Raw genomic sequence first — 21058 nt, forward strand, 5'->3', positions numbered from 1 at the left:
AGCGGTTTTAGCGGGTAGCGGTGATGATGGTATCGCCAGCCGTAGCCTTCTTAATTCCGGCCGGAGTTACCTCGGCCAGGGACTTGGTGTTGGTGACTGCTACGACGATGGTGGTGTCGAAACCGGCGGCGCGGACTGCGTCGAAGTCCACGGTGGCTAGCAGATCGCCAGCCCCCACGGTATCTCCCTTCTTAACGGCAGGAGCAAATCCCTCGCCCTTCATCTTCACGGTGTTGATGCCGATGTGGACGAGGACCTCGACGCCGGACTCGGTCTTGATGCCATAAGCGTGGCCGGTCTTCATCGCGCTGACGATGGTGCCCGTAACAGGGGAGTAGACCTTGTCATCAGCAGGGATGACTCCCACGCCATCGCCCAGCGTGCCGGCGGAAAAGACCGGGTCATCGATCTCGGCCATCGGGATAACCTCGCCCTCTGCAGGGGAGGAGATGTCGGTGACGGTGCCGGCAGTGGCGGCTGCGGGTGCGGCTGTGGACTCGGCCGGGGCGTCGGCAAGCGGTGCGTCCTTCTCCTCTGCGGCTGCGGCCTTGAGCGCTGCGCGCTCTTCCGGGGAGCGGTAGTCAGTGATGAAGACCGCCAGGAAGGCCACGACGAATGCCACAGCAATGGCGATGGCGTACTTGGCCATCGGGCTAAACACGGAGATGGTCAGCAGGGAGGTGAAGACGAAGGCATCCGTGGTGATGCCGTTGGAGCCCAGGGTCAAAAGTGCCACGGTCAGGCCACCGGCAAAGCAGCCCACCAGCATGCGCGGGTAGATGCGCTTGTAACGCAGGTGAATGCCGTAGAGAGAAGGCTCGGAGACGCCGCCCAGCAGGCCCGCAACCAAGGCGGAGCCGGCGGTCTGACGCATTACGGTGTCCTTGTCGCGGATGGACAGTGCCAGCACGGCGGCGGTGGCGCCGAAGCAGGCGAAGTTCCAAGCACCCATTGGGCCCTGGATGAAGTCATAGCCCAAGGTCTGGATGTTTACCAGCATCAAGGCGTTCAGCGGCCAGTGCAGACCCAGCGGAACCAGGAACGGGTAGATCATCGGGATAGCCAGGGCGAAGACGAATGGAACGTTGTCATTCATCCAGGACAGGCCGGCGCCGATGCCGTTACCGGCCCATACGCCGAACGGGCCGATGATAAATGCCGTGAGAGGGATGACGATGAGCATAGTGAAGAACGGGACGAACACCATGTGCAGAGCCGAAGGAATGATCTTCTGGAAGAAGCGGTAGACCAGCGCTGCCACAAAGGCCATCATCAACGGTACGAAGACGTTGCCGCCGTACCCCGGAAGCTGCATGGTCATGCCAAAGATTGGGATGGAGCACTGCTCGCTGCCCAACGTATCGTTGACCACGCACTGGACGGCAGGGTTCTCAGAAAGGCCCAAGAACTCCGGAGTCAGCAGGGCGGCCATGATGGCGCCCGGGACCCATGGGTCGATGCGCAGCTTCTTGCCGGCGTTGTAGGCCACCATCAGCGGCAGGAAGTAGAAGACGGAGCGCCACATGGAGTCGACGAAGAACCACGAGGCGGGCTTGTCCTCGGCGCGGAAGTCGACGATTCCGAATGCGTCGAGGATCGACGCGAAAGCGATAATCAGCGAGGCGCCGAGCAACACACCCAGAATTGGTCGGAAAGAATCGGACAAGTACTCGAAGAACTCGTCCATAAAAGGAACCTTGCCCTTCGCCTTCGAGCGGGCCGCGGCTTTGATGTCCGCATTCGAAGCGCCGCCGTCTTTCATCTCCGGCAAAGCGTTGATCTCGTCGTAGACGGTAGCGACGTCGCCACCGATAACTACCTGGTAACTTGAGTCGCCTTGCGGCACGGCGCCGAGCACCTTGGGGATGGCGTCGAGCGCTTCCTTGTCGGCCTTCGAGGCGTCGTTAAGCTGGAAGCGCAGGCGGGTGGCGCAGTGCGTGAAAGAGGCAATGTTTTGCGCGCCGCCGATGCCATCCAAGATGGCCTCAGCTGTAGAGCGCGTTTGCGTCGACATGAGATTTCCTTTCGAACTTCTTACCGGGCGCAATGCAGTTCGCGGAGGTTCCTGGGGCCTGCCCAGGAGGCCTAAAAACTACAAAAAGACCCAGGAAGCTGGGTCTTTGCATTTCATAGTTCAGTGGAATGCGCGGTGCACACAGCATCCTAGGTCTTGCCCGAAGTAACAATCCTTATAAATTCAACCTACTCCGCGGCTCTCACTCTGGGCAATTTATGTGACTCACCACACCGCTTTTTCGGGTGGCTGGGCGATTGGAGGTTCCTAAATGTGTTTTAGATTGCACTAAGCCTTTTTAAAACGGCTAAATTCGGACATCTCCAGTATGGTGAAGAGGTCACTGTATGTTGTGCCTCGTGACGCGCAACACACAACATCGTCTACTCTTTGGGAAGAGAAAGGCTAGCAGTAAATGTCTTCACAGAACTCCGCACTCGTGAGCGTCATTGGCCGTGGTTTTGACGGCCTCGATATCGCCTCCCTGGCAACCGACCTCGGCGCGACCTTCGCGCAGCTCGATGACCTGGGCACCACCCTGGACCAGATTCTGGTCACCGTTCCAGAAGGCGACGTCGTGTTGCAGGGCACGGGTGTGATGGACTTTGACGCCAAGGCCGCAGCGGCCCTGGGCATCCCGTTTGTTCTGATTTCCAACGCTCCGCAGCGCACCTCCGACCTGGCCCTTGCACATGCCCGTTCCCTGGGTGCTGAGGTAGTAGGCGCGTTTACCGACGTCGCGTCTGTCCCCGGTGCGCTCGCAGCCATCGAGTCCGTCGCGCCGGTAATGAGCGCGGAGGTCTTCCAGAAGCAGTTGCTTGACCAAGCCCGTGCCGCCGGTGCGCACATCGTTCTGCCGGAAGGCGAGGACGACCGCATTATCGAGGCAGCCGGAGCGCTTATGGCGGGCAAGGTGGCGAAGCTGACCATCCTGGGTGATGAGGCGGACGTCGCCAAGCGTGCGGAGCTCCTCGGCGTGGATCTCACCGGCGTGGACGTCATTGACCACCTGAACTCCCCGCTGGCAGAGGAGTTCGCGGCCGACTTCGCGGAGCTGCGCAAGAAGAAGGGCGTTACCCTCGAGCAGGCGCGCGAGACCATGAAGGATGTCTCCTACTTCGCCACCATGATGGTGCACAAGGGCCTAGCAGACGGCATGGTTTCCGGCGCTGCGCACACCACCGCACACACGATTAAGCCTTCCTTCCAGATCATCAAAACCGCGCCGGGCGCATCCGTTGTTTCCTCCATCTTTTTGATGGTGATGCGCGGACGCCTGTGGGCCTTCGGTGACTGCGCGGTCAACCCGAACCCGACCGCCGAGCAGCTGGGTGAAATCGCCGTGGTTTCTGCGAAGACCGCAGCGCAGTTCGGCATCGACCCACGCGTGGCCATGCTGTCTTACTCCACCGGCACCTCTGGCTCCGGCCCGGACGTCGACCGTGCAGTTGCTGCTGTTGAGGCTGCCCGCGGCATCGATTCCTCCGTCAAGGTGGACGGCCCGCTGCAGTTCGACGCCGCTTGTGACCCAGGCGTTGCCGCCAAGAAGGCACCGGAGTCCGAGGTGGCTGGTCAGGCAAACGTCTTCATCTTCCCGGACCTGGAGGCAGGCAACATCGGCTACAAGACCGCCCAGCGTACCGGCGGCGCACTGGCAGTCGGCCCGATTCTGCAGGGTCTGAACAAGCCGGTCAACGACCTTTCCCGCGGCGCTACCGTTCCGGACATCATCAACACCGTCGCAATCACGGCTATCCAGGCAGGAGTCAAGTAAATGGCTTACGTACTCGTTCTTAACTCAGGTTCCTCCTCAGTCAAGTTCCAGCTGGTTGACCCAGCAGGCAAAGCTACCGATGCCCCGCTGGTCTCCGGTCTCGTGGAGCAGGTCGGCGAGCCGATGGGTGCCGTCACCGTCAAGACTGGTGGCGAGGAATACAAGGAAGAGTTGGAGATTCCTACCCACTCTTTCGGCCTGGAGCGCGCGTTCGACATCATGCACCAGCACAATGTGGGCCCGATGGACGTTGAGGTCATCGCCGTGGGCCACCGCGTTGTGCACGGCGGCCGCCTCTTCTCCGATCCACAGCTGATTACGGACCAGATTGAGTCCATGATTGAGGACCTCATCCCGCTGGCTCCGCTGCACAACCCGGCCAACCTGGACGGCATTCGCGTGGCTCGCAAGATGCTGCCGAGCATTCCGCACGTGGCCGTGTTCGATACCGCGTTCTTCAACACCCTGCCGCCGGCTGCTGCGCTTTACGCCATCAACAACGAGGTGGCCTCCAAGTACGACATCCGTCGCTATGGCTTCCACGGCACCTCCCACGAGTTCGTCTCCCAGCAGGTTCCGCGCCTTCTGGATAAGGACCCGAAGCGCGTCAACCAGATCACGCTGCATCTGGGCAACGGTGCTTCGGCAGCAGCAATCCGCCATGGCCGCCCGATTGACACCTCGATGGGCCTTACCCCGCTGGCTGGTCTGGCAATGGGTACCCGTTCCGGTGACATTGACCCGGGCATCATCTTCCACCTCCCCCGCCAGGCGGGTATGTCTATCGATGAGATTGACAACCTGCTCAACAAGCAGTCTGGCGTAAAGGGCATTTCCGGCGTCAACGACTTCCGTGTGTTGCGTGAGCGCATCGAAGCCGAGGACCAGGATGCATGGCTGGCATACAACATCTACATCCACCAGCTGCGCCGCTTCATCGGCTCGTACATGATTGCGCTGGGCCGCCTGGATGCGATCACCTTCACCGCGGGTGTGGGCGAAAACGACACTGAGGTGCGCCAGGATTCGCTGTTCAACCTGGGAATGTATGGCATCCACTTTGACAAGGAAGCAAACCTTGTGCGCTCGAAGGAGCCGCGCATGATTTCCACGCCGGACTCGCCGGTCAAGGTCTTCGTGGTGCCGACCAACGAGGAGCTGGCTATCGCACAGAAGTCCGCTGAAATCGCCGATATGGCGCGTGAGGCGGGGCTGTACTAGTCCGCGTTTGGAAGGGGCCAACCTGGTGGTTGGCCCCTTCGTCGCGATGAGTTATCCACAGATTTGACCTGTTGCGCCAATTCCCTCTTGCGCTAGTACTGGCCCTGCTAGTGGACTAGCCCTATGGAACAATTCGGGGGAGTAGTAGAAGGGCAGTCGCTGCCTTGGCATGAAGAGCAGCTGGCGCGGTGTTTGCGGGCGGGCCATTGTGCTAGGCGGGCTGTGCTCGTGGGAGTTTCGGCGGCGCGGGTGCATGGGTTGTGGGTCCTTCCGCCGCGGTGCGGCGAGGAGCCGGTGACGCTCGCTCTGCGCTCTGGCGTTATGCCGCCGCGGAGAGACTGGGGCCACGGCCGAAGTTACAAGAAGATGCGTCTGCCAGATTCTATGGTCGAGAAGGCGCAGGGCGTTCGCGTGACGTCTGCTTTGCGCGCCGCGTTGGATGTCGCGCGCTTCGAAGGCTGGATTCGCGGCTTCGTGGCACTCGAATCATGGTTCCGGATGCATCCTGAACTCGATGTCGAGGCTGCTAAGGCTATGGCTATGGATTGCCTCGAAACTATGGGGCGGGTCAAAGATATCGCTGAAGCACGTCGAGCTATATCGCTTCTCTCTGGTCAATGCGAGTCGCCCTACGAGGCATTATGTATCGCGTTATTGGCACACGCAAAGATGGGTCATTCCATCCAACAGCAAGTCTGGGTGATTCCCAGTGTTCGAGTTGATGTTCTGATTGATGGTTGGCTGGTATTGGAAATTGATGGAGCCGTGAAGTATGACGGCGAAACCTATGGCTCGGATACCCGGCGGGTAATCGTGGAAGAGCGTCGCCGCGAGGTGCGATTGCGGAATGCCGGCTACACGGTATTCCGTGTGACTTCGACTGAGCTGTTTCATCAGCCGCAGAAGTTCCTCGCAGATTTGCGGGCAACTTGGGTGTCTGGCCGTGAGCGGGGACTGCAGCAAGTGGTGCGCCAGGCGTAGGCGCTTCCTCTCACCAGGGTCCTCACCATTTGCAGGTGGTTGGCCTAGATGGTGAGGTCGAGCTGTAACTACTGTGACTGGCGCTGTCTGCTGGGGCTGGTGATCACTCACCTCACCATGTGGTCCTCACCATTTGGGCTGAGGCACGACGCGAATAGTCAAATGGTGAGGTCGCGATGTGGCTAGTGGAGTCAGTGTTCATGGTTGGGGCTAGTGATGGCTATTGAGGGGACGTTCGGGACGGTTGACCTCACCATTTGGAAGGGCAGACATGGCGGAAGGCAGAGCCATCGAGGGGAGCCGCGGAGGCGGACCAGGCTAAAAGTTGGTCACCGGCCGCACCTGGTTCGCCAGGTCCACCAGCGCGTAGCGGTGCCGCGCGAAGGGCGCCTGCCGAGCCAGGGCGCGCAGAGTATCGGCCAAGCCGTAGCGTAAGCCACGCTGCGTGAAGGCGAACTCGAAGAGGTCATTCGGAGAGGCCGCCGCATCGAGGTCACAGTCGCGGAGGAAGTTCAGGCCCGCGGAGATGACTGCCGCCTTGACCTGCAAGAATCGCGGCTCATTTTGCGGTATCTCCTCCAGACGGCGGGCAGCACGGCGGATACGAGACTCGGAAAGATCGTGCAGTACCAGTTGCAAAATGGTGGTCAGCCGGGCCATGCGGTAGTGGCGCGAGGCGTTGGGCACGCGATCTAGCGTCGTCACGGCCAGCTCCACCTGCTGCTCCGAGCGCAGCTGGCGGGCCAGGCCGAAAGCGGATGAGACCGTGGTCGGGTAGGTGGCCCACACGATTCCGTACAGACGCATCGAGTTAAAACGCAGGTGAGCCGGGTCATCGGTGACGTGATCCCAGATTCCTCGATCGTCGGTAAACAGTTCGTTCGGCAGCTCGTCCAGGCTGGTAGTGAGGTTCGCACAAGCCCGCGCGATGGCAGGATCGATGAGCGAGACTTCGTTGTAGCCCAGCTGCTGCAAGATGAGCTCGTTAATCGCCGCGATAGCCAGCTTCGGCGCCGGCTCGCCCGGCAGTAGGTTGAGGACGTTCGCGAAGTGCACTTGGGCGGCGCGATAGTCGTCGAGAAGCAGCACGGCGACGCCGGAGTACCACTGGAAGCGCCAATCGTTTCCGAGCTTGTCCTCAATCGAGGCGAGCCATTCGCGGGCCTGGCCGGTATAACCCAGGTCGATCATGGAACGCACCACGCCGAGCGGGATTTCTGCGGATTCCTCGTACTCCGGGGCCTGCATGGCCTGGCGCAGCGTTTCGAGGGCTTCCTGCGGCTCCGTGTAGGAAGCACCCTGCAGGAGCGCGGCGCCCACGTCCGAGCGGTCCACCAGGGGCGCCGGCAGTGCCGAGACCACCTCGGAGGCGGTGATGCGCACGGTGCGGTCGATGCCGTCAATCAGCTGATCCGTGCGAAAGACCAGGTGCTTGGTGCCGAAGGTCGTACGCTGTGGGGAAAACAGCGAGTGCTGCGAGGGATGCTGAACGCCATCGCGCAGGGCGATGACCTCGCGGAGCACACCAAAGAGCTGGTCCCGCAGCTGCGATACGCTCTGAAAGCGCTTGGCCGGATCTGGGTCCGTGGCGCGCAGCAGCAGCCGGTAGAAGGAGAGGTAGCGGCGCAGCAGCGGCTCCTCGGCAGGGGAAGGCAGCCCGGGTAAGTAGACGCCGTCTTCCTGCGGCAGATGGAAGGTCAGGCAGGCCAGCGTGCGGCCGATGGTGTAGATATCGGAGGCTACCGAGGGGCCATCCTTGGCAATCTCCGGGGCTTGGAAGCCCTTCGTGCCGTAGATGTGCCCGAAGGCGCCGATGCCGGAGACCGCGCCAAGGTCAATCAGCTTGACCTGGTCCTCGGTGATGATGATGTTCGAAGGCTTTAAGTCGTTGTAGACAACCCCGCGCGCATGGAGATAGTCCAGCGCCGGCAGCAGCTCCAAGATGTAGGCAATCGCGGTATCGACCGGGAACAGGCGGTCTGCCTGGTCGTTGCGCCGCTGTTTGAGCGAGGGGCCGCCCACGTACTCCATTACGATGAAGCCGCCGTCCACGCGGGGGTCATCGATGAAGTTGAAAATCTTCACGATTCCCGGGTGCGTAATATCCGCCAGGAACTCGCGCTCGACCTCTGCGGTGGCGGTCTCGTCTGAGGACTTCTCCGCCTGCATGCCCTTGAGCACCACGATGCGCCCGGAGACGAAGTGGTCATTAGCCAGGTAAATCCAGCCCAGACCGCCGTGGGCAATAACGCCCAGAATTTCGTACTGACCTGCCACGATATCGCCGGGAGAAAGCTGCGGCGGGGCAACCTTCTCCTTTGCGGGGTCGATGAGCGCCGCCGTAGGGTTGCGCGGCACGATGAAAGGCAAGCGCGCCATGCCGTCGGCCACCTCGCGGTCGGTGCGCTTGGCCGCACGCCGCTGGCGGAAGGTATCGATGGCCGCGCGCCGCGAGCGCTGCGAGGCATCCTCCTGCTTGCGGCGGTCACGCAGCTGCCCCAGCTCCGCAATCAGGGCGCCGATATTATCCGGGTCGTTGAAGTCGCTGTCCGCATCCGCGCCGTCCTCGTCCGCGAAGGGGTCGAAGGCCACGGCCGAGGTACCCTCCTCATCTGCAAACGGGTCGAAGGGCACTGCTTGGGTGGCATCATGCGCCGCGCTAGCCGACGCCGCACTGGACGCCGTGTGCATCGCCGCCGCCGTCGCTTGATCGTCCGCGTGCTCGCTGGGCTCTTCCAGCTTCTCCGGCTCCAAGTGGTCGAGCTCGTCCTCGCTGAAGCTATGGCCTTGAGTAGGGCTCAACGCTTATGCCTCCTCATCGTCTAGGTAGTCAGGGCTGCCCAAAGCCGGCTTGGCCAGGTAGTCACCGAGCCAGCGATCAAAAAGCTTGTCCCAGGTGCCGTCGCTGTGGATGCGCTCCAGGGTGGAATTGACCTGGCGCAGCAGCGGCCGCGAATCATGGGTGGAATCGGGCTTGCGCACGGCCACGCCGTAGTCCTCCGTGGTCAGCGGCTCGCCGACGATCGAGGTATAGGAGTCTTGGGCCACCATGCCCGAGAGGAGGGCGTCGTCAGCCACCACGCCGTCGACCTGGTTGAGCTGCAGCGCCATGAGGCAGTCTCCCCAGGCGCGGGTCTGCAGGATATTCGCGGTGGAGGCCTCACGGCGGATGGTGTCCACGATGGTGGAGCCCTGGACCGCGCACAGCGTCTTGCCGGCGGTGTCATCGATCGAGCGGATGCCGGAGCTGGTCAGCACCAAAAGGCGGGTCTTGGTGGTCATATACGGCGCGGAGAACGCAACCTCACGCTGACGCTCGGCGCTAATGGACATCGTGCGAATGACAATATCCACGCTTTCGTCGTTGAGCGCTCTCGTGCGCTCTGAGGACTCGACGAAGCGGAAGTCAACCTTGTCCGGGTCGCCGAAGATATCGCGGGCAATCTCGCGCGCGATATCCACCTCAAAGCCACGCACCTCGCCCGTTGCGGTGTCGCGGTAGCTCATCAGGTTATTGGAGCGGTCCACGCCGACGATGATGCGTCCGCGCTTATAAATGGCAGGAATTCTTTCCTTCGCGCTCTTGCCGTCCGGTTTATAGGTGCCCTTCAGCGGCGCGTCCAATACCGGCCGGGGTTCGGCGCTGCCGGCGGGCTCGAAGATGGAGTTATCGGGAAGGGGAGGGCCCGCCTCTGCGTCTAAGGAAGCGCGCGGAATCCTTTCCTCCTTGCTGCCTAAGTCGGGGACACCGCAGGAGGCGGCACACAGGGCGGCCGCAGATAAGACGGCTAGAAGGCGAGTGGAATGAGCCATTAGAGGTACTCCTGGAGTCGCGGACGAATACCCAACCAGACGGCGATGATAGCGCCCATGGTCAGCAAGAATACGGCCGTGGCCACCATGGTCATCGCGTTGAGGCCTTCTTCCAGATAGGAACGCATGGCCACGCGCGCCTCGCCGATGAGCTCCGCCAGCGCGGAATCCACGTCGTTGAAGGAGCTCGCGGTGGTCGGAGCGCCGTCCGGGGTAATCGCCGTGGCTTCGTGGATAGCGTCGTCATAGTGGCCGTCGGCAAGCGCGTTCATGAAGACCTCGTGTGAGGCCTCCCATTCTTTGGTGGCGCTTTGTGCGGCTGGCAGGAGAGCGGGATCGGTGACGGGAATGTCGTCGTCGGCAAGCGCGGCTTCGTAGTCCTCGAGGGCCTGGTTGATGGAATAGACCGTCGAGCCAAAGCGCACCGTCATGTCGGACTCGGAGGAGCGCAGGACCAGCGCCAGGGTCTCCGAGGTGCGGGTCTGTTGAGCCTCAATCCGGGAGGCGGTGAGCGAGTCCCACGGACGGGAGACCGTCTCGAAGCCGTGATAACCGGAGCTCCAGGTGGCGAAGTTCGCCATCGCGGCCCAGGAAAGAGCCAGGAAGAGCAGTACGCTGGCGGCCAAGAAGCCACGGTTGAAGCGGCGGCGCGTCAGGCGCCACAGCCACCACTGTGCGACAAAGAGGAAGAAAAGCGCCGCCACTAAGCCGGAAAGCGGGACCCACTGGGGGCTGGTCAGGCGCTGCTGTTGCTCCTTGACCTTGGCCGTGGTGAGCGAGAAAAGCTCGGCGGCCGCGGGCAGGATCTTGTCACTCATCAGCGAAGAGGCGTTGGACATATACGAGTTCGCCACCGCATTGCCCGCGCGGTGGTTGGTGCGCGCCTTTTCCACCAGGGCGGTATAGACGGGCAGCTCGCGCTGGATAAAGGTGACCAGCTCGCGAATGCGGGCGTCGTTAGTGTTGGTGCCCAAAACGGACTCGGTGGCCGCCACGGAGGCAGCGTCGATGGCCTTGTTATAGCGCTTGCGGTTGATCTCGGAGTCCACGCCCGCCTGGACGAAGCCCGTGGTGGCGACGGTATCCGCCAGCGAAAGGTTGGTGTAGAGGTGGTGCGCCGCGTTAGACATCGGCTCGGTGGAATTGAGCAGCTCGTCCAAGGCCTCGTGGCGGCTGGCGGAAGTATTCGACATCGACAAGCCGGCGGCGGCGAGCGCCACCGTCAGAATCACAGTGACGGTAAAAAGCTTGCCTGGGGTAGTGGCCGCGAAGTGGTAGAGACGGCGGGCCAACCGCGCCGGGCCAGCGAAGGAGTTCATGGCCAGCTGCGTGGCGTTGTTGAAGGCCGGGGTAGCGGGCTCGGTGACTTCGTCGAGCCAGTGATCGCCTGGATGCGCTTCGTGCGCGGCCGGATGCTCGCTGGGACGTGCGGCAGCATCCTCCAACCCTGTGCCAGTCATTCCCATAGAATAGCGCAGTTCCGCGCGGCTTTGGTGATGCACGCCACCGCTGTGTGCTGTCGCTGCACACTGTCGCATGCAGCGAGCGAACCGTAGGATGGGCGCCATGAAGCAAGGAGAGCACATAAGTGGCGATGGCTGGGCAGCCGGCCCGGGCGGGATAAAGCTATGGGGCAAGTTTGGCGCGGCCGGGCTTTTCCTCCTTGCCGGCGAGCGCGTGCTGCTCCAGCACCGTGCGGAGTGGACCAACCACGGCGGCACCTGGGGCATTCCCGGCGGCGCGCGGGATTTCCATGAAAGCGCCGTTGCGGCTGCACTGCGAGAAACGCAGGAGGAATGCGCCATCGCGCCTGCCGACGTCCTGGTGCTCGGCGAGCGCGTCACCGCCGGGCCCTATCCCGCAGTGGGCGAGCTGCCCGGCAACTGGACCTATACCACCGTCATCGCACGCACCCGTGGCGATGAGCCGTTGGACGTTATTGCCAACGAGGAGTCCAACGAGCTGCGCTGGGTGCACCTCGACGAGGTGGAAAATTTACCTCTGTTGGGGGCATTTCGTGAGGCCATCCCCTCCTTGCGGGCCTTTATTGCGGGCCAACCTCGGTGAGGAGGCTGAAACTATGGCACCCTTGACAGCATGATTGAAGTTGAGGGACTGACGAAACAATATAAGTCTGTCCGCGCAGTAGACGACCTCACCTTTAAGGTGGAGCCAGGCATCGTGACCGGCTTTCTAGGTCCGAACGGTGCGGGCAAGTCGACGACCATGCGCATGATTCTGGGCCTGGATACCCCCACGGCGGGTCAGGCCCGTATTAACGGCAAGGCCTACCGCGAGTTGAAGAGCCCGCTGCGGGAGGTCGGCGCGCTGCTCGACGCCAAGGCCGTGCACCCGAACCGCACCGCGGCCAACCACCTGAAGTGGATGGCGCAGTCCAACGGCATTCCTACTTCCCGCGTGGACGAGGTGCTGGGGCTGGTTGGGCTTTCCGACGTCGCCGGTAAGAAGGCCGGCGGCTTCTCCCTCGGCATGGGCCAGCGCCTCGGCCTGGCCGGCGCCCTGCTGGGTGACCCGGGAATCCTCATCCTGGACGAGCCGGTCAACGGCCTCGACCCAGAAGGTATTCGCTGGGTTCGCTCCTTGGTCCGCGCGCTCGCGGCAGAGGGCCGTACCGTCTTGATTTCCTCCCACCTGTTGTCGGAGATGTCCATGACCGCAGACCACCTCGTGGTCATCGGCCGTGGCCGCCTAGTGGCTAGCCAGTCCACCTATGACTTTGTAAAGCAGCACTCGGATTCCTCAGTCATCGTGCGCTCCGATCACCTCGAAGAGTTCGGCGGCGCGCTGCGTGAGGCCAACGTGGCTTATACAGACGGCAGCGACGAGGAAGGTCGCAAGACCCTCATCATCAATGACGTCAGCACCGATTTCATCGGCCAGCTGGCATATTCCACAGGCGTTCCGCTCAACGAGCTTAGCCTGAAGCGCGCTTCCCTGGAGGATGCCTTCATGCGCATGACCGGCGAGGACGTGCAGTACCACGCCAGCACCCCAGGTGCTGGGCAGCCGAACCAGCCTAACCAGCCTGCCGCATAGGAGGAATGCTAAAAGTGATTATCAATACCCTCCGCGCCGAGTGGACCAAGCTGCGCACCACCAAGTCCTTCTACTGGACCACCGGCCTGATTTTCTCCTGTCCTTCCTGTGGGCGCTGTTCAACGGTCTCAACGCTGAGATGGACCCAGCGATGCCGATTAGCCCGCTTACTGCCGAGGGCATGAACTCCATCCTGCTGATGCTGGGCATCCCGATCATCATGATCCAGGCCATCATGATCGTGACCACCGAATACCGCTTCGGACTGCAGTCCACGGTCTTCATGGCGAACCCGAATCGCTCCATCGTCGCGCTGGTCAAGCTCCTGATGTACGCGGTTATTGCGGCGGTCATCCTGTTTCTGGCGCTGGTGCTGATTTACTTTGTCTCGGACCTTTCCGCATCTAAGGAAATCGCGGACATCTACAAGCCTTTCGAAGAAGACGGCGGCAAGCGCGCACTGTGGCTCTTACCTCTGCTGGGCTTTATGGTCGTGATCTTTGTGCAGGGCTTGGGCTGGCTGCTGCGCCAGACCGCTGGCACCGTGGCACTGTCCCTGATTCTCTACCTGGGCATTGAGAACGTCGTGCGCCTGCTGCCGAAGGTCGGCGACGACCTCATCCCCTACATGCCATTTTCCGCCTTCGGCAACTGGGCTTCGGACACTGTGCCGGAAAACGTCCCATGGGACTCCTCGGCGGGAAGCGCCATCGTCTTCATCGTTTGGGCGGTAGCGCTGTGGATCCTCGGCGTCTTCGTGCTTGAAAAGCGAGACGCATGATCTCTTGGCCACTCCTGGCTACCTTGGCGCTGTTGTCTTCAACAGCGCCTTTTGTCACTCGTCGCCATTTGCAGCGTGCTTCCTCACCATTTGGCTATCTACCCAGAGCTGAAAACCCAGACCTCCTGTTCGTGGATCGCTGCGCTTGCCGACGCCCCTTAATCCACCGGAGAGCTGCATTTCCAGGTCTGGGTATTTAGTGGGGAAGGGGCCAAACGCGACGGGAGCGCAGGCAGTGTGCGGGGGAGGGCGGCCCAGGCGGCGCTGACGGTGCCGGTGGCGCTATTGCAGCGCCGAGGTCAGGCGCATCACGTTGTCCATGTAACGGCGCACGAAGCCGCGCTCGTTCCATTCCTCCAAGGTCAGCTCATGGCACACCGCGCGGTAGTTGCTAGCAAGCTGGTTAAACTCCGCCAATAAGTTGCCCTTGGCCACCAGCATCGTGGATTCGTAGTTCAAACCGAAAGAACGCATGTCCATATTCGAGGAGCCGAACATGCACAGCGGGTGGCGGCCCGGCTCGTCTGGGTCCGTCATGATGAACTTCGAATGCAGCACGAAAGGCTCTGGGAATTGGAAGATCCGCACCCCTGCCTCCAAAAGTGCCTGGTAGTAGGAGGACTGCGCGTGGTTGACCATGAACTGGTCCGCCTTGGCCGAGACATAAAGCTCCACGTCCACGCCGCGATAGCAGGCAGTGGTGACCGCCTCCATCAAAGATTCATCGGGCACGAAATAAGGCGAAACCATTACCAGGCGGTCTTTGGCGTGGTGCACCAGTGAGTTGAACATGCGCAGGTTCGGCTCCGTGGTGTAACCCGGGCCGGACGGGATGAGCTGGAGGAAGTTGGAGTCCTCGGTATCCGCGTCGTCGTAAGGCAGCGGCTCCAAAGAAAGTGCTTCTTCTGATTCCAGGTACCAGTCCACCGCAAAGACCGCCGACATGGAGGTGACCACCGGGCCGGTGAGCTCTACCATGTAGTCCACCCAGTAGCGGTCCTTGGTGCGGTAGCTGCGCTTAATCATGTTCATCGAGCCCAGAAAGCCCGTTTGGCCGTCGATGATGACCAATTTGCGGTGGTTGCGCAGGTCAGGACGGCGGAAACGAAGCTTGTGCAGCTGCAGCGGCAGCATCAAGTGCCAGTCGACGCCGATCGCGCTAAGGCGCCGGCCGAATTTCCAATAGCCGTGGTACTTCAGGCTGCCAATCTGGTCTAAAAGCAGCTTGACTTCCACGCCCCGCGAGCGGGCGCGTTTGAGAGCCTGGTAGAAGACATCGGTGGCCTCGTCCCAGGATTGGATATAAATCTCGATGTAGACGTACTTCTCGGCGCGGTCGACGGCGCTGGAAATCGCGCGTATTGCCTCGTCGTAGTCGGCGTAAATGCCACGATTGTGGCCCACGAGCGCCGGGAAACCCGTCAGATTGCGATTGAGCGCAATGACGGATTCCACCTCCGGAGAAAGCCTGCCCAGCGGATGATTCGGCGTACTCGCCGTGACGTCTTCCATCAGGTCATGGGCCTCCTGCTGGATGCGGTGGCGGCGGCGATTGATATATGGCGAGCCCATCAGCAAAAACAGCGGCAGGCCCACGATGGGCAGCAGCAAAATAGCCAGCAGCCAGGCCGTGGAGCTCGAGGGTCGGCGGCCTTCGGGCACAAATCCGATGGCCAAGATTTTGATGCCGTAGTCCAAGATGAGGAAAAACAGCTGCCAGAAAGAAAGATCGATGTTTAGTGAGAAGTCCATGCCCCGGTAGGTGCTCCTAACGCACCGAATCGAAGTCAGGCAGATCGAAATCTGCCAGCAGCGGGCAGTGGTCAGAGGTCTTGTCGCCGGCGCGTTCTACCATGTCTACCTGCGCAGATTCCACCGTCGCGGCCAAGGACTTCGAAGCCAGCTGGAAATCGATGCGCATGCCCTCGTTCTTCTGAAAGCGCATCGACTTGTAGTCAAAGTAGGTCCAGCGCTGCTCTTCCGTAAAACGCCGTGTAACCTCCTCAAGGCCTGCCTCCTCCAGCATCTGGAAGGCCGCACGCTCTGGCTCCGTAACGTGGGTCTTGCCGCGGAAGGCCTCGATATCCCAGACGTCCTCATCGCGCGGGGCAATGTTGAAATCGCCGGTGAGCAGCAGCTTCGACTGCGCGCGGCTCTCGCTGTAGTGCGCCAGCGCGTAGAGGAAGCGCAGCTTGTAGTCGTAGTGGCGGTCGGTGATTTCGCGGCCATTGGGCACATAGAGCGACCAGATCTCTACGCCGCGAATCCGCGCGCCCACCGCACGGGCTTCCAAATCCTGCGGCTTTTCTGGGTCCTTGGCAAAGCCTGGCTGGCCGGGGAAGGAGTAGAAGACTTCCTCCGGCTCCGCCTTGGAGACGATGGCCACGCCGTTCCACTGGTTCAGCCCGTGATGGGTGACGTGGTAGCCGGCGGCTTCGAATTCCATGACAGGGAACTTATCGTCGGCAACCTTGGTCTCCTGCAGGCACAATACGTCGATGTCGTGTTTGGCCAGCAGGTCTACCGCCCGCTGCACGCGGGTGCGGACCGAGTTGATGTTCCATGTGGCTATGCGCATGGACTACAGGGTACCGCCTTTGCGCACGGCATACCCACGGCGATGGTGTTCTAAAAACCCGACTTCACTAAGCAGGGCCAACGCTGCGCTTTCCGACGCCTCCACCTCCACGAATGCATTCTCCGCACCGTTTGCTTTGCCCCAGGCCAAAAGCGCCTCCAGCTGTGAGGGGGTGGCGTTTCCAAGCAGCGAGATTCCCAGCCACACGCGCTCGTCGCCGGATTGGCTGAGCGTGGCGTCGAAAAGCGCGGAGTCAAGGTGCGGCTCGGCGCTCGCAGTGTCTAGGGAGCGGGTAAACACGAGGACCTCGGGCTCGAGCTGCCATGCCGCGGGCTCGTTATCGAGTACGCGCAATGCCGCCTTGCCGATGCGCTCCGGGATGGCCAGGCGGGTGGGCAGGTTGTGCTCGGCGTAGAAGGCGTCGATTTCTTCCATGGGCGCGGGCATGAAACCTGCGGAGGGGCCCAGAGGAATGGCGGAATCGGTGCCTTCGCCGAAGCGCATGAGCCATTGGCCATCATTGGTCCAGACTTTCGTCCCGCCGCGCGCTGCCGCGGCTGCCACCTCGACGGCGCGGATTTCGGAGTTGCGCACCGTGCGCGGCGAGAGCTTCTTGATGATCTTCAGCTGCTCGGCGGGGATTTCCACCGCCTCCAAGTCGGAAGGGTAGCCGCCCACCGCCTGCGGCCGGATGACAAGCGGTGAGGTGCTCAGCACATGGCCGATGACATCGGAGTGGGTGCCGCCGAATTCGCGCCGGGCAACCACGCGGTCGCCGACGCTGACGGCATCAGAACGGAAGATATAGCTCATGTCGATTAAGGGCGATTAGGGGTGCAGTCTATTTACGCGCCGTGGCCGAAGGGATCCTCGTCCTCGCCTGGCATCCAGGTCCAGCCGGCCTCGGTCCAACCGTTGCGCTTGATGGTCTTCTTGGCCTGGCGCTTGAAGCGGCCGGTGAGCACGTCGGTGTAGACGTAGCCGTCCAGGTGGCCGGTCTCGTGCTGGAGCATGCGCGCGAAGAATCCATATCCTTCGATGGAAATGTCGTTGCCGTGCTCGTCCTTGCCTGTAACGCGGGCCCAGTCGGCGCGGCCGGTGGGGAAGCCCTCACCGGGCACGGAGAGGCAGCCTTCGTCCTCGGAGCCGTCGTCGGCAGGCATGCCCTCGGGAATCTCGGAGGTCTCCAGCACCGGGTTGATGACGCAGCCCTTGCGCATGCCGCTTTCTCCAGCACCAAGCTGCTTGGCGCTACCGTTTGGGCCGTCGGTGTCAGGGCAGTGGTAGACAAACAGGCGCTTGTTCACTCCTACCTGGTTGGCGGCAAGGCCGACGCCATGGGCGACGTCCATGGTCTCGTACATGTCGGCGATGAGCTGCTGCAGCTCTGGGGAGTCGATGGGCTCAGTGACCGGCTCGGTGGGATTGTGCAGAACCGGGTCGCCGTGGATAACGATGGGGCGAATAGTCATGCCCTACAGTTTAGGCATGCAATCCTTGTCAGACCTAGACGCGGCCATTTTGGAGTTCGAATCGCATGCCCCGCGCGGTATCGGGCCTAAGGAAGAGGCCATTCGCGCGGAGCTGGATATCTCGCCGGTGCGTTATCACCAGCGCTTGAACGTGCTTCTCGACGCCCCCGCTGCCGCCGAGGCCTATCCGGTGCTGGTTGCGCGCTTGCGGCGCGTGCGGGACGGCCGTCAGGAGGTGCGGCGCGCCGCGCGGGAGGATGCACCAGATTTCCCTAATTAGAGACTAGGGTTGCTGCTGTGACTAATGTGAATTCAGATAAAGCAGCAGAATCCACCTCCACACAGGGCTCACAGGGCTCAAAGGCGGGTGCGCACCGCAGCTCGTCTAGCGGCCTGCCGCTGCGCGGCTTCGCAATGGTGCTCATTGCCGTTGCTGTCATGCTCGGCATGTGGGGCCTGTACACGCTGACCTCCAAAGACTCCACCGATACTGCCCAGACCGGCAGCACCGGCGTCGCCACGCTGCCAGCTCCCGCCGAGGGCGAGCCCGGCGCACAGGGCGGCCCATCTGCGCAGCCGGGTGCTGCCGGCAGTGCCGCGCCGGGCACGCAGGATGCCAAGGCTGGCCAAGACGCAGCCGGACAGCCTGCCAAGGAAGGCCAGGATGCAGCCGGCCGTGAAGCAGCCAACAAGGACGGTGCCGCTGCCGGCGCTGCGGGGGCGGAGGGCGCCGCAGGAGTCGAGCGCGCCGCCAAGGACATCCCGGTCAACGTATTCAACAACTCCGGCCGCGCGAACTACGCTGCGGAGCAGGCAGACAAGCTGAAGGAGAAGGGCTTCAAGATCGGCGAGGTGGGCAACCTAGCCGGTGATATCCTCACCGTTCCGCAGACCACCGTCTACTTCCCAGCAGGCGATAAGGACGCAGAGAGCCTCGCACGCGAGACCGCAGCGCAGTTCTACGGCGCGCAGTCCATCCCGGAGGGCGCCATCGCCGAGTACCCGGCCGAGCTCAAGGCTGAATTCACCAAGGGCAACGCAGTCGTTGCGGTTCTGGCCATCCCGCAGGCCTAAAAGATTCGCAAGATAGATGCACGGTGGAATCGAAGACAAATTCCACCGTGCATTTAATGTATAAGAAAATGCTCTAGCTGGGCCTTGCTGCGGATAGACTCACAAGGGTGAACATCCCGGAAGAATCCTTCACCCGTTCGGCCGGGCCCACCTTGGGCGTTGAATGGGAAGTAGCCCTCGTCGATCCGCACTCTTGGGATCTGGTCCCGCGCGGCGCCGAGCTGATTGAACGCGTGCAGGCGGCCACGCCCGAAATCCAGCTGGAGAAGGAATTCCTCCAAAACACCGTGGAACTGGTCACCGGAATTTGCCACACGGTGCCGGAAGCAATCGCGGATTTGTTGCACAAGCTAGAGCATGTGCGTGCCGCTGCTCAAGGAATGGGCGTGGCCCTGTGGGCCTCCGGCGGGCACCCTTTCACGGACTACCGCGAGAACCCTGTCTCGGAGAAGGCAAGCTACTCCGAAATCATCAACCGCACCCAGTACTGGGGCAAGCAGATGCTGCTGTGGGGAACCCACGTGCACGTGGGTATCCGCCACGAAGACCGCGTGTGGCCCATCATCAATGCGCTGATGACCAAGTATCCGCACCTACTTGCAATCTCTGCCTGCTCGCCAGGCTGGGAGGGCATGGATACTGGTTATGCTTCCAACCGCACCATGCTCTATCAGCAGCTGCCCACCGCCGGCATGCCTTATCAGTTTGCGGATTGGCGCGAGTGGCAGGACTATATGCGGGATCAAGCCATCTCCGGCGTTATCAACCACACCGGCTCGATGCACTTTGATATTCGCCCGGCGGCAAAGTGGGGCACCATCGAGGTGCGTATCTCGGATGCCTCTTCTAATCTCCGCGAGCTTTCGGCCATCGTCGCGCTCACGCATTGCTTGGTGGTCCACTATGACCGCATGCTTGATACAGATCAGGAGCTGCCCACGCTGCAGCCGTGGCACGTGGCTGAGAATAAGTGGCGCGCCGCCCGCTATGGCATGGACGCCTTGGTGATTACCTCTCGCGCCACGGATGAACGCTGGGTCAAAGACGAGTTGGTTGACTTGGTCGAGGAGCTAACTCCTCTGGCTCGCGAGCTGGGCTGCGAGGCCGAGCTGCAGCTCATCCACGAAATCATCGAGCGCGGGGCCGGCTATGAACGCCAGCGCCGCCTCTACGAGGAGACCGGCAGCTGGCAGAAGGTCGTGGAGGCCACGAGTAAGGAGATGGATAGCCTCCGTCCGCTCTAGGCCCCTCAAGGCTCGGCCTACTTGCGCACTACCGGAATGCGCACGTCGGTGGGGTAGTCTGTCACGTTACTCTGGCGTGCGGCATGCTTGCCGGATGGCTTGCCGTGCGGGAAGCACCCCCAAATGCCATAAACCGCGATGTAGAGGAAGCATGCAAAAGGCCACAGCAGCCATGCCCACGGATGCAGGTTCTCCATGGCCTCTAGGCCATGGGAGGACATCAAGCGCCACACCGGTGGGGAGACGAAGGGCAGCTCCACGAGCAGCAACGCCACGAAGGATGCCAGGCCCGCCAGCTGCGCACCCCAGAAGGAGGGCAGACGCTTGCCGACGGCCTCATTGACCGCCAGCATCACCCATACGCCGAGCGGTACTACCCAGACGAAGTGGTGGTACCAGGAAAAAGGCGAGACCAAGCAGGTGGCCAAGCCCGCCAGCGCCAGCGCGGCGGAGGAATTCCTATTGATCCAGGCGGTGCGCAGCGCCAGCATGGTCACCATCACCACGATGACCACGGCCAGGACCCACAGCGCGGTGTTCTCTTCGCCGTTGAGACGCGCGATGATCGAGCGCAATGACTTCGCGCCGGGGTGGTCCAGGTTGCCCACGCGATCAGAATTGAACATCTTATCCGTCCAGAAATCCCGGGCATCGGGGATGGTCTGCACGCCCACGTAGACGGTAAAGAAGAAGGTAAACACGCAAGCGAAGGCGGACCACCAGCGCTTCTGGAATAACAAAACCAGGCCCATGAAAGCAGGCGTTAGCTTCATGCCAGCGGCAAGGCCGATGCCGATGCCAGGCAGGCGCAACTTACGCGGTAGCAGGTCGAGGGAGACCAGGAACATCAAAAGGATGTTGATCTGGCCATAGAAGAAGGTGCCGTTTACCGGATCAGTAGCCAAGCTGCTTATAAGCAGCGCGAGGCCTACGAACCAAGAGGCTGGGCCCATCTTGTAGCCACGCTCGCGGATGACCAGCATGATAACGGCGAAAAGAGCGATGCCCGTGATCCACTGCCAAGTCACCATCAGGCCATGGTCGGAAAA

General features: G+C 61.8%; 18 protein-coding genes. 9 read left to right on the plus strand and 9 right to left on the minus strand.

Going from position 1 to position 21058, the window contains the following annotated elements; all coding sequences use genetic code 11:
* Nucleotides 1-7 precede the first annotated feature (7 nt).
* A complete protein-coding gene (locus HMPREF2935_RS01445; protein WP_070731692.1) occupies nucleotides 8-2014 on the minus strand; it encodes a glucose PTS transporter subunit IIA in 2007 nt (668 codons plus the stop codon).
* 415 nt (nucleotides 2015-2429) lie between these two features.
* On the opposite strand from HMPREF2935_RS01445, the gene pta reads away from it, so the two are divergent.
* From pta to HMPREF2935_RS01460, 3 genes are all read left to right on the plus strand, one after another.
* On the plus strand, nucleotides 2430-3788 hold the full coding sequence (pta, locus tag HMPREF2935_RS01450; protein WP_061924832.1) for a phosphate acetyltransferase: 1359 nt from the start codon (nucleotides 2430-2432) through the stop codon (nucleotides 3786-3788).
* Nucleotides 3789-5009: an acetate kinase gene (locus HMPREF2935_RS01455; protein WP_070731693.1), complete on the plus strand. Its 1221-nt coding sequence runs from the start codon at nucleotides 3789-3791 to the stop codon at nucleotides 5007-5009.
* 366 nt (nucleotides 5010-5375) lie between these two features.
* Nucleotides 5376-5990 carry a hypothetical protein gene (locus HMPREF2935_RS01460; RefSeq protein ID WP_168166280.1) on the plus strand — a complete coding sequence of 205 codons (615 nt, stop codon included), beginning with the start codon at nucleotides 5376-5378 and terminating at the stop codon, nucleotides 5988-5990.
* A gap of 318 nt (nucleotides 5991-6308) precedes the next feature.
* On the opposite strand, the gene HMPREF2935_RS01465 is transcribed toward HMPREF2935_RS01460, so the two are convergent.
* The 3 genes from HMPREF2935_RS01465 to HMPREF2935_RS01475 all read right to left on the minus strand — a co-directional run bounded on the left by HMPREF2935_RS01465 (nucleotide 6309) and on the right by HMPREF2935_RS01475 (nucleotide 11263).
* Nucleotides 6309-8681: a serine/threonine protein kinase gene (locus HMPREF2935_RS01465; RefSeq protein ID WP_371326202.1), complete on the minus strand. Its 2373-nt coding sequence runs from the start codon at nucleotides 8679-8681 to the stop codon at nucleotides 6309-6311.
* Nucleotides 8682-8795: 114 nt separating this feature from the next.
* A complete protein-coding gene (locus tag HMPREF2935_RS01470) occupies nucleotides 8796-9803 on the minus strand; it encodes a glutamate ABC transporter substrate-binding protein (RefSeq protein WP_070432326.1) in 1008 nt (335 codons plus the stop codon).
* Nucleotides 9803-11263: a hypothetical protein gene (locus HMPREF2935_RS01475; RefSeq protein ID WP_201040761.1), complete on the minus strand. Its 1461-nt coding sequence runs from the start codon at nucleotides 11261-11263 to the stop codon at nucleotides 9803-9805. Before HMPREF2935_RS01475 ends, HMPREF2935_RS01470 begins: the two co-directional genes overlap by 1 nt.
* A gap of 97 nt (nucleotides 11264-11360) precedes the next feature.
* On the opposite strand from HMPREF2935_RS01475, the gene HMPREF2935_RS01480 reads away from it, so the two are divergent.
* Genes HMPREF2935_RS01480 through HMPREF2935_RS01490 form a run of 3 tightly spaced genes read left to right on the plus strand, consistent with a single transcriptional unit; the run spans nucleotide 11361 to nucleotide 13641 of the window.
* Nucleotides 11361-11870: an NUDIX domain-containing protein gene (locus tag HMPREF2935_RS01480; protein WP_062044452.1), complete on the plus strand. Its 510-nt coding sequence runs from the start codon at nucleotides 11361-11363 to the stop codon at nucleotides 11868-11870.
* Nucleotides 11871-11900: 30 nt separating this feature from the next.
* Complete coding sequence (locus tag HMPREF2935_RS01485) at nucleotides 11901-12860, plus strand: ABC transporter ATP-binding protein (protein WP_061924817.1); 960 nt, start codon at nucleotides 11901-11903, stop codon at nucleotides 12858-12860.
* A 40-nt stretch (nucleotides 12861-12900) separates the two neighbouring features.
* Nucleotides 12901-13641 carry an ABC transporter permease gene (locus HMPREF2935_RS01490; protein WP_246817756.1) on the plus strand — a complete coding sequence of 247 codons (741 nt, stop codon included), beginning with the start codon at nucleotides 12901-12903 and terminating at the stop codon, nucleotides 13639-13641.
* A gap of 282 nt (nucleotides 13642-13923) precedes the next feature.
* Here HMPREF2935_RS01490 and cls read toward each other — a convergent pair whose 3' ends face one another.
* From cls to HMPREF2935_RS01510, 4 genes are read right to left on the minus strand one after another with little or no spacing between them, the layout of a single operon-like run.
* Nucleotides 13924-15393, minus strand: a complete 1470-nt coding sequence (cls, locus tag HMPREF2935_RS01495) for a cardiolipin synthase (RefSeq protein ID WP_061924813.1) — start codon at nucleotides 15391-15393, stop codon at nucleotides 13924-13926.
* A 16-nt stretch (nucleotides 15394-15409) separates the two neighbouring features.
* Complete coding sequence (locus HMPREF2935_RS01500) at nucleotides 15410-16219, minus strand: exodeoxyribonuclease III (protein ID WP_070432323.1); 810 nt, start codon at nucleotides 16217-16219, stop codon at nucleotides 15410-15412.
* Between the two features lie 3 nt (nucleotides 16220-16222).
* Complete coding sequence (locus tag HMPREF2935_RS01505; protein ID WP_061924807.1) at nucleotides 16223-17032, minus strand: GNAT family N-acetyltransferase, cg3035/Rv0428c family; 810 nt, start codon at nucleotides 17030-17032, stop codon at nucleotides 16223-16225.
* A gap of 32 nt (nucleotides 17033-17064) precedes the next feature.
* Nucleotides 17065-17691, minus strand: a complete 627-nt coding sequence (locus tag HMPREF2935_RS01510; protein WP_061924803.1) for a peptide deformylase — start codon at nucleotides 17689-17691, stop codon at nucleotides 17065-17067.
* Nucleotides 17692-17707: 16 nt separating this feature from the next.
* Between HMPREF2935_RS01510 and HMPREF2935_RS01515 the strand changes: the two genes are divergently transcribed.
* The 3 genes from HMPREF2935_RS01515 to HMPREF2935_RS01525 all read left to right on the plus strand — a co-directional run bounded on the left by HMPREF2935_RS01515 (nucleotide 17708) and on the right by HMPREF2935_RS01525 (nucleotide 20009).
* A complete protein-coding gene (locus HMPREF2935_RS01515) occupies nucleotides 17708-17971 on the plus strand; it encodes a DUF3263 domain-containing protein (protein ID WP_062039327.1) in 264 nt (87 codons plus the stop codon).
* Nucleotides 17972-17988: 17 nt separating this feature from the next.
* Nucleotides 17989-18765, plus strand: coding sequence for a LytR C-terminal domain-containing protein (locus tag HMPREF2935_RS01520; protein ID WP_070731695.1), 777 nt, complete (start codon nucleotides 17989-17991; stop codon nucleotides 18763-18765).
* Nucleotides 18766-18872: 107 nt separating this feature from the next.
* Nucleotides 18873-20009, plus strand: coding sequence for a glutamate--cysteine ligase (locus tag HMPREF2935_RS01525; RefSeq protein ID WP_070731696.1), 1137 nt, complete (start codon nucleotides 18873-18875; stop codon nucleotides 20007-20009).
* Nucleotides 20010-20026: 17 nt separating this feature from the next.
* On the opposite strand, the gene HMPREF2935_RS01530 is transcribed toward HMPREF2935_RS01525, so the two are convergent.
* Nucleotides 20027-21058: glycosyltransferase 87 family protein (locus HMPREF2935_RS01530; RefSeq protein ID WP_083313154.1), on the minus strand; the 1032-nt coding region annotated here is incomplete at its 5' end.

Origin of the sequence: Corynebacterium sp. HMSC076D02, from assembly GCF_001813815.1 — a bacterium.
In the GTDB taxonomy this organism is placed as follows: Bacteria; Actinomycetota; Actinomycetes; order Mycobacteriales; family Mycobacteriaceae; genus Corynebacterium; species Corynebacterium simulans.